The sequence below is a fragment of the Pirellulales bacterium genome, assembly GCA_036499395.1.
Classification (GTDB): Bacteria; Planctomycetota; Planctomycetia; order Pirellulales; family JACPPG01; genus JACPPG01.
This window is the reverse complement of sequence record DASYDW010000100.1, coordinates 41,077-53,775: the sequence shown is the minus strand read 5'-3', so window position 1 is coordinate 53,775 and position 12,699 is coordinate 41,077. Positions and strand designations below refer to the sequence as shown.

Sequence of the window (12,699 nt, the reverse complement as noted above, 5' to 3'; positions counted from 1 at the left end):
CAATTGGCATGCGTAACTCACTCCATGCGCCACGGCCTTCCCCGCTAAAGCACTCGAAGGCACGTGATCGCTTCACGGTCACATGTGGGTCGCAGCGCCTTTGCCAGCGGCCTTTTCGCAGGCGCATGTCGTATTTGTAATCTGTCCTAGTTGTCCGTAGTTGTGACAATGAGGTCACGCCCAAGCTTAGCGCCAGCCAAATTCTGGACTTTTCTACTACAACTATAGTTGATACGATCTGGCCCTCGTCTTGCAGGACAAGACGGAAGTCAGGGGCTCGTTTCGAATGTCCGACCTCATGGAGGAATGCCGCCATGCCCCTTCAGCCACGATTCTTCGCGATCGCGCTCATCGCATTCGCGCTCGCCGGGATCAGTGCTACGAACAATCTCGCCCAGGCCGTACCTCCTGCTGCTCAAGCCCCGTCGCTTGTGCCGGGACAAATCGAAACCCGCGCCAGCCGCGTATTTATTCGGGTGGGAAAGACCGGCCTGGGGCACGAGCATGGTGTCGAAGGCCACATCAAGTCCGGATCTGTGCAACTGGGGGCGACGGCCAACGCGGGACAAATCGTTTTCGACGTCACCTCGTTTCAAGCTGATACCCCCGCCGCGCGGCAATACGTCGGACTGGAAGGGACGACCGACGCCGATACGCAGCGGCAAGTAAACGCCAATATGCTCGGCCCCAGCGTGCTCGACGTGCAACGCTACCCCACGGCGACGCTTAAAGTGAATTCCATTCAGCCGGTGCGTGTCGATCGAACAGATGCACTGCCCCAGTATCAGATTGACGGAGATTTCACGCTCCATGGCGCCACGCGCAAGGTTCGCATCCTGGCCGAGGCGTCATCGGCGACGGGCTACACGCGCCTACGCGGGAACTTCGCGATCTTGCAGACCGACTACGGCATTACTCCGTACAGCAAGGCTTTTGGTGCGATCGGCGTTGCCGACAGCCTGACCATTTACGGCGACCTGTGGATCGCCACGAGCCCGGGAGCGAAGTGATGATTCAAAATCGCCGCTTGCAACCCGAGCTGATGGATCAGCCCGACCTCGATCCAGCCCTGCATGTGCAGGCGCTGCGCGGCCTGCAGCGAATCAACGTAATCAGCCGCAGCGCCGCGATACTCTGGCCGCCGCTCGCCGCGTTGGCGAAAGAGACGACGAGGCCTCTGCGCGTGCTCGACATTGCCTGCGGCGGCGGCGACAACGCCGTGGCCGTGGCTCGTCTGGCGACTCGCGCCGGAGTCTCGATAACCATTGACGGTTGCGATATCAGCCCCTGCGCCGTCGAGGAGGCGCAGCGCCGTTCCACAGCTGCGCAATTGAGCAATGTGCAATTCTTCGCCCGCGACGTGCTGGCACAGCCGCTGCCAGACCGCTACGACGTGATCATGACGTCCCTGTTCTTGCATCATTTGCCAGAGCAGCAAGCCGTCGACCTGCTGGCCAGCATGGCGAAAGCAGCGCACCGCGCTGTATTGGTCTGCGATTTGCAACGCAGTTGGCTCGGCTATGGTTTGGCCTGGGTCGGTTGTCACATGTTGACCACTTCCCCGATTGTCCACGTCGACGGCCCCCGTTCGGTGGAAGCCGCTTTCGCCGCCGATGAGATCAGTAAGTTGGCTATGCGCAGCGGCCTGGATGGCGCGATCATTACGCATCACTGGCCGCAACGCTGGCTGCTCGCCTGGAGGAAATCATGAACGTCGCGCCAACGATTAACATCGCCCAGGCAAGCGCTCCGCTATGGGACGCGATCGTGATCGGCGCCGGACCCGCAGGTGCGATAGCGGCGCTTGAGTTGGTGCGACGCGGCCACTCGACATTGCTCGTCGAGCGTTGTGCGTTTCCCCGCGCAAAAGTTTGTGGCGGCTGTTTGAATAGCGGTGCCCTGGTAATGCTGAAGGAACTCGGACTCGAGCACACGCTTAGCGCCGGCTATGCGGCCCCGGTCAATCGATTTGTGGTGCATGCGCGCAAGCGCGCGGTGGCACTCGATCTGCCGGCAGGCGCAGCCATTGAACGTGCGGCCTTCGACGCGGCCCTCACGGCCGCCGCGATCGACGCCGGCGTCGCCTTCCTTCCCGAAACAACTGCCACGGTTACCTCCGGCGACTCGCCCGACAGTGCATCACGAACCGTCACACTGACCAGTACGGACCAGCAAATCTCCACCGCCCACGGTCGAGTCGTCTTGGCCGCGGACGGACTGGGGCACGCCAGTGTCCGTCACCTGGAAGCGTTCCGCGCGAGTACCGTCGCCGAGGCGCGAATCGGTCTGGGGCTAACCGTTCGCGAACCCCACGGTGCCTACGATTCCGGCGCGATTCACATGGGAGTGGCCCGGCACGGATACGTGGGGCTCGTGCGCACGGCCGACGGGAATCTGAACGTCGCGGCTGCCGTCGATCCCGCGGCGCTGCGTGCGGCCGGCGGCCCCGCCAATCTCATCAACGAAATTCTGCGCGAGGCCAACATGGCGATGCTGTCCGCCGTCGATACGCGTGCCTGGCGCGGGACTCTTCCGCTGACGCGAGCGAGCGGCACGCTCGCCGATCGGCGTGTGTTTCTGCTCGGCGATGCGGCCGGCTATGTCGAGCCATTTACAGGCGAAGGAATGGGCTGGGCCATTGCCTCGGCCACGGCGGTCGTTCCCTATGCCCAGCGGTTGATCACTACAAGCGACGAATCGTGCGAGCTCACATGGCAAGCCGTGCAACAGCGGCAGATCGCGCGCGGGCAATTCGCCTGCCGCATCTTGGCGCCGCTCCTGCGCCGCCCGCTGATCGTCGAAATGGCGCTTCGCGCGCTGCAGGCAGTTCCGTCCGTGGCCAATCCACTTGTGCGGCGCATTCAGTCGGGGCCCGTCCCTTTGCAAACGAGTATGTCATGAGCGTGGAAATTGCAGGCATTGGAACCGCCGTGCCGGAACATCAAATCGAGCAAGACGATGCCGCCGAACAGGCGTCGCAAATCTGCTGCCAGACGCAGGTTCAGCAGCGTTTGGTAAAGACCCTCTATCGTCGCGCCGGGGTGCGTACGCGACATAGTGTCGTCCTCAATTCGGACACCAACGGCCGGCCGGCGGAACAAAGCTTTTACACGCAAACCGAATCTGGTCCCACCACGGGCCAGCGCATGGTCGCCTACGAGGCCAGCGCCGCGCCGCTGGCCCTGGCGGCAGCACGCGAGGCGTTGGAAAAAGCAGATGTCGCACCCGCCGAAATCACCCACCTGGTAACGGTCTCCTGCAGTGGCTTTGCATCGCCGGGTTTCGACTTGGCATTGATCAGCCGCCTCGGCCTGACGTCGGAAACGTCGCGCACGCACGTCGGATTCATGGGCTGCCATGGCGCACTAAATGGCATGCGCGTGGCTAATTCGTTTGTCCAACATGATCGCGCAGCTTGCGCCCTGTTGTGCGCGGTCGAACTCTGCAGCTTGCATCATCAATACCGCTGGGATCCCGAGCAGATTGTCGCCAACGCGCTATTCGCTGATGGTGCCGGCGCGCTGGTCCTGCGCGGCCAAGAAATGAATTCCGCGAACTGGCACGTGGTCGCCCAGCGCTCGGCCGTGATCCCGGACACCGAGGAGATGATGAGTTGGCGCATCGGCGATCATGGTTTCCAAATGACCCTTTCGGCCCAGGTGCCGCAATTGCTTGACGAGCAACTGCGGCCGTGGCTGGCCGGCTGGCTCAATGAATATGGCCTGGCGATCAAAGATATTGGCTCCTGGGCTGTCCACCCGGGTGGCCCGCGCATCCTCGACGCCTGCGCAAGCGCCATTGGCCTGTCCGAAGAATCGCTCGCTGACTCGCGCGAGGTGCTTGCCGAGTTCGGCAATATGTCGTCACCCACCATACTTTTCATCCTCGACCGCATGCAGCGGCGCGACGCCCCACGGCCGTGCGTCGTGCTGGCCTTTGGCCCGGGTCTGACGATCGAGGCGGCTCTGCTGCGCTAAATGCCCCAACGTGAGAAAGGATTCCCATCGATGATCGTTTGTCCAACCGTTCGCAAGCAAGATATCCGCAGCCATTACAATCTGACGACCTTGTTCTATCGACTCCTGTGGGGTAGACACATTCACCATGGATTGTGGTCCGGCGATGAATCCGCCACGGTTGCCCAACAACAATTGACCGAGGCCGTCGCCCGCGAAGCCGGCATTCGCGATCATGACGAAGTGCTGGACGTCGGCTGTGGCATGGGGTCGTCGTCGATCTATTTGGCCTCTCAGTTGGGCTGCCAGGTGACGGGCATCACGATTAGCGCCGTGCAAAGACGCTGGGCACAATGCGCCGCGCGCTGGCATAGCGTCGCGCGCCGGACGCAATTCCTCTGCAACGATGCCGAACAGGCGGCCTTCTCGCCGCAATCGTTCGACGTTGTATGGAGCATCGAATGTACCGAACATCTGTTCGACAAGCCTCGCTTCTTCCGCCGCGCCGGCACCTGGCTGCGTCCCGGCGGGCGGGTAGCGATCTGCGCCTGGCTGGCCGGCGAAACGAACGACTCCGACTCCATGTTGCGGGTCCATCGTGTTTGCGAGGGATTCTTCTGCCCCTCGCTAGGAACCGCGGACGACTATCGCCACTGGATGGAGAAAGCCGGCCTTACGAATGTGCGCTTCCTCGATTGGACGGCCGCCGTTACGCGTACCTGGGAAATTTGCCAAGAGCGCGTGCGCCGTACGGGCGTGCGCTGGCTGGCCCGGGCCGTTGACCAGAATCAAGTGCTCTTCCTGGATCGATTCGAGGCCATCTTGCAGGCCTATCAAACCGGCGCGATGCAGTATGGATGCTTCATCGCCGAACGCCCCCGCTAATTGACTCCCGCGCGCACGGATGCGAAGAACCGCTGGAATTCTGTTTGGCCTCGCCACGCACGGCCTGTTCGCCGTGACCGTGTACTATCTCTTTTGGTTTCTCAAAGGAGCGGCGCCCGCTGCGCGCTCCTCTGGCAGTCTGTGGGTCGATGTTTTGCTGGCCGCACAGTTCGCAATTCCCCATAGCATTCTGCTGCTGCCCGCTGTGCGTCAGCGGCTCACTCGCTCCATCCCCTCGGCGTTCTACGGCTGCTTTTATTGCGTGGTTACTTGCGTCAGCTTGCTCGTGATGTTTGCCGCCTGGCAGCCGCATTCAACCATCATCTGGCAAAGTCAGGGCGCGACCGCGACGGCCATTACCTTGGCTTTCCTCAGCTCCTGGGGGGCGCTGTTGTATAGCTTGCACCTGACCGGCTTGGGATATCAAACCGGCTGGACCCCCTGGTGGCATTGGCTGCGAGGCCAGCCATTGCCTGCGCGCCGCTTCGAGCCGCGGGGCGCATACCTGTGGCTGCGTCATCCGGTCTATCTCAGCTTTCTTGGCCTGGTCTGGTTTACGCCGGTCGTGACCGCCGATCGCCTGGTACTGATGGGTGTGTGGACGACTTACATCTTTCTCGGTAGCTGCCTGAAGGATCGCCGTCTGCTGTTTTATCTGGGTGCCAGCTATCGGAACTATCAAGCTGCGGTAGCTGGGTACCCCGGCATGCTGTTCGGACCGCTCGCGCGTCGCGCGCTGCCGAAGGATGAGCCGGCGCGAAATCGACCTGGGCACAAAGCACGATCCGACGTACCCTTCCGCCAGGCCGCCTAGGGATCGTATTCGATGCCCCTTCACAAGCGTCGTTTTCAACTACTTTTGATTTATGCGCTGTGCTTGCTGCCCGTCGTCGCCGACGGTGCCCGGCATGCGCTGCGCATGAACGCGAACTCGCCGTTCGAGTGGGTTCCCGAGACCTTCCGGCCGCGCCAGGAATACGAGCAATTTCGCCGCACGTTTGGCTCAGGCGAAGTATTGATCGTCAGTTGGGACGGCTGCACGATCGACTCGCGTTCGCTCGATGTCCTGACGCGCAGCTTACGACGGGCAGATCTCTTTCGCGATGCGCACGGCCGCGCGCTGGTAGAACAGGTCCTCAGCGGTCGCGAGGCGCTGGCCGATCTAATGGCCAACCCGCTGCGATTGTCGCGCGTCGACGCGATCGGCCGGCTGCGCGGCACGCTGATTGGTCCTGACAGCGAAACAACGTGCGCGATCATCACGCTCACCCCCGCGGGCCTCGCCGAGCGCGGGCGCGTCGTCGATCTGGTTCGCGCCGGTCTAGCCGAACATTGCCACGTCCCCTATGACTCGCAGCATTTGGCCGGTCCGGTGGCGGATGGCCTAGCAGTCGATCGTGCCAGCCACACCTCGCTCGATCGCTTTGCGATTCCGTCGGCGATTTGCGTTTTTCTACTGTGCTGGTGGTGCCTGAAGTGGCTGCCGGGGGCCCTGCTGGTCTTTGGTTTGTCCTTGTACTGCGAAGGCGCGACGCTGGCGTTGATTCATCTATGCGGCGATCAAATGAGCGCGCTCTTGATCGTGCTGCCACCGCTGGTACAAGTCGTCACGGTTTCGGGCGGAATCCACCTGATCAACTATTACCTCGACGCGCGCCGCGAGTACTCGGCCGAAGATGCCGCCTGGCAGGCACTTCGCCTGGGCTGGTTTCCATGCACCTTGGCGGCCGTGACAACCGCAATCGGCCTGGGGTCGCTTGTCGTCAGCAATCTGGCGCCGATTCGCAGTTTCGGCGCCTATGGTGCGATCGGCACTGTGTTGACGCTCGGTGTCGTGCTGGCATTTTTACCTGGCACATTGGCGGTGTGGCGACCAAAAGCCTTGGCGCCTGCGCTCGAAACGGACGCGACCGGGCACGGCCGCCACCCCTTGTGGGATCGGTTGAGCAACGCCGTGATGCGCTATCATCTGGTGATCGTGGCGACCTCGGTGTTGGTCATGCTCGGCGCCGGCTGGGGAATTCCGTGGATCACGACCTCGGTGCATATCGAGACTCTGTTCGGCAGTCACCATCGACTGCTGCGCGACTACGCCTGGATCGAAGAGCACGTTGGGCCGCTGGTGCCTGTGGAAGTGGTCGTCGAATTTCGCCGCGATTGTCCGCTAACTCTGGCCGATCGTTTCCGCGTTGTTGAACAAGCTCAGGCTCAATTGCACAAGGTGGAACACGTCCAGGGGACGATCTCTTGCGCCAACTTCCTTCCCTTCGTGCCCACGGACATCAATCGTGCCAGCCGCGAATACCATGATTACCTGACGGACATTCTGCCTGAAGCCTCGCCGTATTTCACCGCGCACAGGTATCTGCACCAGACCGCAGTGGCGCAGCAGTGGCGCATCACCGCATTTACCAGCGCGCTGGGCAACCTGGACTACACCGACATCCTGGCCGACATCAAGCAACACCTGGTGCAGGAATTCACTCCCACCAACGCGAAGACTGGAATGACCTGCCGTGTCACTGGAGTCATGCCACTGGTTCATGCGATCCAACAGGCCCTCAAGCGCGACCTGTTCACCAGCTTCCTGTCGGACTTCGCCATGATCACGATCGTGATGACGATCGCACAAGGAGGCATCCTGGTCGGCCTGGTCTCGATGATTTCGAACTTCTTTCCAACCGTCCTGATGTTCGGCGTGCTGGGCTGGATCGCGATGCCGCTCGATATCGGCTCGGTCATGACGGCCAGCGTAGCCCTGGGAATCGCCATCGACGATACGTTCCACTATCTGACGTTCTTCCGCCGTGGGCTCGAGAATGGCCAGTCGCGGCGCGACGCGGCTTATGCCGCGCATCAGCACTGCGGTCTGGCCATGGTGCAAAGTTCGCTCATCTGCGGACTGGGGCTCGCGGTCTTCTGGTTCAGCGACTTCCTTCCGTCCAGCCGCTTCGCCTGGATGCTGTTAGCACTGTTGATGATCGGCCTGGCCGCCAACCTGGTGCTGCTCCCGGCGCTTGTCGTGGGACCCTTGGGCAAGCTTTTCGAGGCGCAATACCCGCGCACCAAAACTGCGAAGAACCCGGCGCGAACCGTCGTGCCGAAGCGTCGCGAAACGGAGCGCACCGCAGCGTAAAGACGGTCGACATCGGGTCGGCTCGTGCAAATCATATCCCGCGCAAGCCAACAGCGGGCATATCTACATCGCGCGACCGTCGGTTCGCAGGCGATGGCCGTCGATCTCGTAATCGCGGGCCGAGATGCCGAGTGATTGCAGCGCTCGTGCGCTCCAGACCGGCCACGGGGACCAAAGCGAGCGGCTCGAAGCGCACACGTCCATGGGAATCCAGAGCAACAACACGGCCGCGACAGCCACGATCGCTGGCGCCAGAGGAAACCCGGTCCGCCGTGCTGAATCGACAGGCGCTACGACGGACTGCGATAGCTTGCGTGCTCGCTCGGCTAACAGGCTGGCCGAAGTTCCGGTGGCCGCGTTGGCCAGGCTGGATCGCGCAGGACCACAACCGAGTTCCGCCAGACGCAGCATGCTACGCAGCAGAGCCGCCGCGGTCTCCGCCGTCGGCGCCGCCAACTGGTCGCAGGCGAATTCTCGCGCCGCGTTAGATTTCTTCCCCGCCCACCACACCGCCGGATGAAACCATAGCGATGCTTCGGCCACGCGCTGCACAAACAGCCGCAGCGGATGGGCGAAGGACAGGTGTGCCGCTTCGTGCCGGATCACCGCCGCAATTTCGTCCGGCGGAAACGACAGCACGGTTTCTGGCAACACGATCGTCGGCCGGTGAAGTTGCCAACAAAAGGGACTAAGCGTCTCGGTAGTAGCGCGAAAGCGAATTGGTCGCGCGTCGCGACCCGCACGGCCCTGCATTGCTTTCGATCGTTCGAACGCAACCCTATCACAGCTCACGGCCAGCGTTCCCCACGGAACCGGCAATCGCGCGGCGTCGATCGGTGCCGAGCGGCCCAAGAGCCAGGCGGCGCGCAAAGAGCCGACGACGATCCGGCCCAGCATCAGCAGCGCGCCGGCCATCCAAAGCCTCACGATCCACATGATCGCACCGGCGTGTGCTTCCAGCCGCAGGCCGACGTCGGGATCAACCAGCACGGCTGGCACAGGCAGCATACGCAAGTGCGGCAGACAAAAATCGCAAATCGGCACCAGCAGCAAGGCCAGCAAGCAACCGCTCCATAATCGGTCGCGGTCGCGATCGTCCCGGAAATACCGTTGTCCCAGGAATTGGGTCACTCCGACGACAACCGCCACTTGCATCGTCAACGAGCAAAGAATCTCGAGTAGACGCGACGCGTTCATTTCTTCTGCTCCACGCGGCGCAGCGCTTCTTTGAGCGCCTGAATGTCCGCTTTCGAAACCGAGTCGTCGTTGACGAGATTCAAAACCAACGAAGGCATCGAGCCGCCGAATATTACGTCCCGCAAATCCTTGAGCAGGTCGCGCGAGACCTCATCGCGCGACACGAGCGGTTTGTAGACGTACGCGCGACCGCGCTTGGTGCGATCCAACACCTTCTTTTTTCGCTCTAACACGCCCAACGTGGTCATGACGGTCGTGTAGGCGAGCGGGCGCGACAAATTAGCGCAGACGTCATGGACCGTTACTTCGCCGAGGCGCCATACGACGTCCATGATCTCTAATTCATAGCGCGTCAGCTGTCGTCCTGCCATCGTTTACCCCTGTCGTGCTTCGGATGCTGGCTTGCGTCAGTCCCTTGCAAACCCACGCTTTGACAGCTGGCGATACGTCATTTGATCAATTTCATCGGGTATCGGAGTCACGTGTCCATCGGCCCACAGGAAGTTTGTGCAGCCGGGGTGCCGACTGGAGAATTCCGACTCGTCCGCGTCGGCCCGATTGGGGCCATCCCAGGCAAGGCCCGCAACGCGTGATGCTGCGTCTTCGCCAGCCACTTCGAAACCCACCCAGGTCGTTGGACATTGGGCCTCGGTTCTCTCGCCGATCAAGAACGTCTCGCTCAATCCGCGCTCGAGCTCGGTAAATCGGAATGCGCGTGTCTCGATAAATGCGCCGTTTCCCGTCGTTCCCGCCACGTCATCCGGATCGCGCGTGCCAAACATGGCCACAAAATTCGCCGAAGCCAACCAGACAAGCACCTGGTCAGACCGCTGCCCGGAAATGGCGTGCGTGCCAACTTCCTTATAGAGCGCAAACAACGGCTCATGGACGTCCGAAGGGCAAATTGAAAGCGATAGCGCTGTCCGACCAGGCGTGATATTCACATTCGACGTCAGCGGCGCGGTCATGTCGAGCGAATGGGCCAACGCCCCCGCCTCGCTAAAAGGCAACAGAGGAACGAACCAACCAAAGGCGGACTGTCCCGTCGGCTCCAGCGTCCAACCGGGCGGCAGTGCGCCACGTGCCTCGTGATGGGCGTGTAAAGCCAGACCGATCTGATGCAAGCGATGGCTACAGTCGATACGCCGTGCCGCCTCGCGCGAGGAGTTAATCGCCGGCAACAGCAGCCCGACCAACAGGCTCATCACAGAGCAAGCGATGAGTAATTCAACGATGGTAAACCCGGACGGCCTGGCAGCGCTCCCCGCGCGTGAATCGTGGACCTCCATGTCGATGCTCCAAACTCACGAATTCACTCGTCCGTCGCCGGCGCGAGGCCGGCGAACGGGGTCAACCTATCCGGAAAGGTCCGCCAGATCAATCTGGGCCTGACAGCATCGCAACGTGCAAGCAGGTCGTTACGCGGTTGGCACGGGCACGCCGGCCAGTGGCATCGAAATGATATCCGGTATCGGGGAAATTTGGGTTTGACCCCGGACCGCGCGTTCCGCCGATCGGCGTGGCGGCTTGGGGTTCACGGCGTACAGCATTCCGTCGCCGCGTGGCCCATCGTTGAACGTGAACGCGGCGTAGCCGTACTTTTGCAAAGCGCTGAGCAACTCTTCCGGACCTTGCTTGTGCCATTCGAGCATGATGGCTTGAAAGCGGCCCAGCAACCCTGCGTCATCCAAGCTGCGGAAGATCGGATACTCCGAACCCTCGCAGTCCATCTTCAAGACGAGATTGGCATCTGGATGAGCTTCCAAAATGGGAAACAGAACAATGGCGGCGTCGCGCAACTCGATGCGTTGCAAATTCAGATCTTGCCGCGAAGGAGTAAACGAGCGCGGCATGCCGTTGACACCCAAGCTCCCCTTGCGTTCTTCAATGTAGGGAAGTTCTTCGACGGCATCGCGATCCGATAGTCCGAAATTCTGCGCCGTTATCTTTTCTTCACATGGCCAATTAAGCCGCAGGTTGGCACGTGCGAGAGCGTAGGTGCCGGGAAACGGCTCGAAGCTGTAGACGTGCTGAACATTCGGATCCTTGGCGAACGACAGGCTGGCGATGCCGATATTCATGCCGATGTCAATGACGATCGTCTCGGCCGAGGTGCGAAAGTTGTAGCATTGCCGATCGAAGACTTCAGTCAGGATGAACAAGTCCTCTTCGCTCTTGATCGAGAACTTCAGCCCCTCGATCGTTACCAGTTCGGCGCCGGCGCGGGCCGGATCGCTGGTGAACGTGGCTCCCAAGTCCAGCAGCATTCGTCGATAACGTTGCGTGCGACGGATAGCGCGTGCCTTGGTGGCCAAGCGACTAAGAATCTGAGTCATCGGAAGTGCTCTCGGTTTCCGTGGATTTTGCCAGCTTGTGATTCGATGCGCGGCGCGCCGCGGCCTGGTTCGTCAGGTCCAACGAGGCAAGCCTCGTCGCGCGGCGCGCGTGCGTCTGGCAAATCCTAGGTCGCTCGACCGATCCGCGCGACGATTCCCAGGCAATCGCCGCAGTGGCACGAGAAAACTCGAGAGAGCCGTGCTGAGCAGATTGGCGCACGGCCCTGCGCATTCGTCCCGACTGAGCGAGGCGGAAGAATTGCTACAACAGAGACCTCGCTCGACGTATCAAGCAGCGCATCAATTGGTCAGGCGTTGGCCCCATCAATCGATGGCGGCAGAGCTAGCATGATGTCGGGCACTACCTTACGGCCCAGTGCGCGGGATTCCACCGCCACGATCCATCGGCAACCGCGTCCCATTCGCCGGAAACCCAGACGGCTTGGGCATTGCTATTCGCGACATAGTGGCCTGGCACCCAAACCCACGTTCCGCGCCATTCCCAATGTCCAGGCGCCCAGGCAAGATTGCTCGCGGTCGCCGGAGGCGCCGGCTGTGTCTCGGGCAACGGCGCCGGCGGGGCTATCTTCTGTGTGACCACCGCCCCCTGGCTGCCTGCGGCCCAATGCCCAGGCAACCATTGATACTGTCCGCCAACGTGCTGCCAATAACCGGGGGTCCAATAGGCACGACGGAAAGGAGGTGCGACCCATTTACCGTCGACCCACATCCACTGATCCGGCGTGCGTTCCCACGAGCCCGGCACCCACACAGTCTGCGGCGACGGTGCGACGGTGATCGTCTCTTGCTGAGGCGGAGGCGGCTCGACGATGGCCGGCGACGTCACCAAGGGGGGCGTTTGAGCAAATGTCACACTAGGAACCGTCATTTGAATGGCGATGGCGGCGGCGATGGCAACAAGGACGCGCATAAATACTCCGTTAGCAAAGAAGCGTAAACCAAAATGTTGCAGCCCCGAGCCGCACGAAATCCGGTATTAATCTAGCCCCGGCGATCAAGAAAAGTAAATGCCAGCTTGCGATCTCATCCCCTGATCGGCTTGACGAACGAGTAGGGGGAAACACCCTGGAGAAGCGCACTCGCGAAAGCGCTTCCGCCGAAGCGCCGCATCCGGGTCGAATTGCGCTTCGCCAGAAGTGCCACGACGCAACAAAAGAGGCCGCCGAGC

The 12,699-nt window shown here is 61.6% G+C and carries 12 protein-coding genes; 7 read left to right on the top strand and 5 right to left on the bottom strand.

Going from position 1 to position 12,699, the window contains the following annotated elements:
- The first annotated feature begins 314 nt into the window (after nucleotides 1–314).
- Genes VGN12_18370 through VGN12_18340 form a run of 7 tightly spaced genes read left to right on the top strand, consistent with a single transcriptional unit; the run spans nucleotide 315 to nucleotide 7,977 of the window.
- The gene (locus VGN12_18370) at nucleotides 315–1,010 is read left to right on the top strand and encodes a YceI family protein (protein HEY4311420.1); all 696 of its coding nucleotides are present in this window, start codon (nucleotides 315–317) and stop codon (nucleotides 1,008–1,010) included.
- Entirely contained in the window at nucleotides 1,010–1,711 is a 702-nt protein-coding gene (locus VGN12_18365) for a methyltransferase domain-containing protein (GenBank protein ID HEY4311419.1), read from the top strand. Before VGN12_18370 ends, VGN12_18365 begins: the two co-directional genes overlap by 1 nt.
- Complete coding sequence (locus VGN12_18360) at nucleotides 1,708–2,901, top strand: FAD-dependent monooxygenase (GenBank protein HEY4311418.1); 1,194 nt, start codon at nucleotides 1,708–1,710, stop codon at nucleotides 2,899–2,901. Before VGN12_18365 ends, VGN12_18360 begins: the two co-directional genes overlap by 4 nt.
- On the top strand, nucleotides 2,898–3,977 hold the full coding sequence (locus VGN12_18355; GenBank protein HEY4311417.1) for a type III polyketide synthase: 1,080 nt from the start codon (nucleotides 2,898–2,900) through the stop codon (nucleotides 3,975–3,977). Before VGN12_18360 ends, VGN12_18355 begins: the two co-directional genes overlap by 4 nt.
- A 30-nt stretch (nucleotides 3,978–4,007) precedes the next feature.
- Complete coding sequence (locus VGN12_18350; GenBank protein ID HEY4311416.1) at nucleotides 4,008–4,841, top strand: methyltransferase domain-containing protein; 834 nt, start codon at nucleotides 4,008–4,010, stop codon at nucleotides 4,839–4,841.
- Between the two features lie 19 nt (nucleotides 4,842–4,860).
- Complete coding sequence (locus VGN12_18345) at nucleotides 4,861–5,655, top strand: hypothetical protein (protein HEY4311415.1); 795 nt, start codon at nucleotides 4,861–4,863, stop codon at nucleotides 5,653–5,655.
- A gap of 12 nt (nucleotides 5,656–5,667) precedes the next feature.
- Nucleotides 5,668–7,977 carry an MMPL family transporter gene (locus VGN12_18340; protein ID HEY4311414.1) on the top strand — a complete coding sequence of 770 codons (2,310 nt, stop codon included), beginning with the start codon at nucleotides 5,668–5,670 and terminating at the stop codon, nucleotides 7,975–7,977.
- Between the two features lie 63 nt (nucleotides 7,978–8,040).
- Here VGN12_18340 and VGN12_18335 read toward each other — a convergent pair whose 3' ends face one another.
- From VGN12_18335 to VGN12_18315, 5 genes are all read right to left on the bottom strand, one after another.
- Entirely contained in the window at nucleotides 8,041–9,174 is a 1,134-nt protein-coding gene (locus tag VGN12_18335) for a M56 family metallopeptidase (GenBank protein HEY4311413.1), read from the bottom strand.
- On the bottom strand, nucleotides 9,171–9,545 hold the full coding sequence (locus VGN12_18330) for a BlaI/MecI/CopY family transcriptional regulator (protein ID HEY4311412.1): 375 nt from the start codon (nucleotides 9,543–9,545) through the stop codon (nucleotides 9,171–9,173). The genes VGN12_18335 and VGN12_18330 overlap by 4 nt, the downstream gene beginning before the upstream one ends.
- 36 nt (nucleotides 9,546–9,581) lie before the next feature.
- Nucleotides 9,582–10,379: a DUF1559 domain-containing protein gene (locus tag VGN12_18325; protein HEY4311411.1), complete on the bottom strand. Its 798-nt coding sequence runs from the start codon at nucleotides 10,377–10,379 to the stop codon at nucleotides 9,582–9,584.
- A 213-nt stretch (nucleotides 10,380–10,592) separates the two neighbouring features.
- Nucleotides 10,593–11,510 (bottom strand): FkbM family methyltransferase, encoded by a 918-nt coding sequence (locus tag VGN12_18320; protein ID HEY4311410.1) that lies wholly within the window; start codon nucleotides 11,508–11,510, stop codon nucleotides 10,593–10,595.
- Between the two features lie 361 nt (nucleotides 11,511–11,871).
- On the bottom strand, nucleotides 11,872–12,441 hold the full coding sequence (locus VGN12_18315) for a hypothetical protein (GenBank protein ID HEY4311409.1): 570 nt from the start codon (nucleotides 12,439–12,441) through the stop codon (nucleotides 11,872–11,874).
- Between the last annotated feature and the right edge of the window lie 258 nt (nucleotides 12,442–12,699).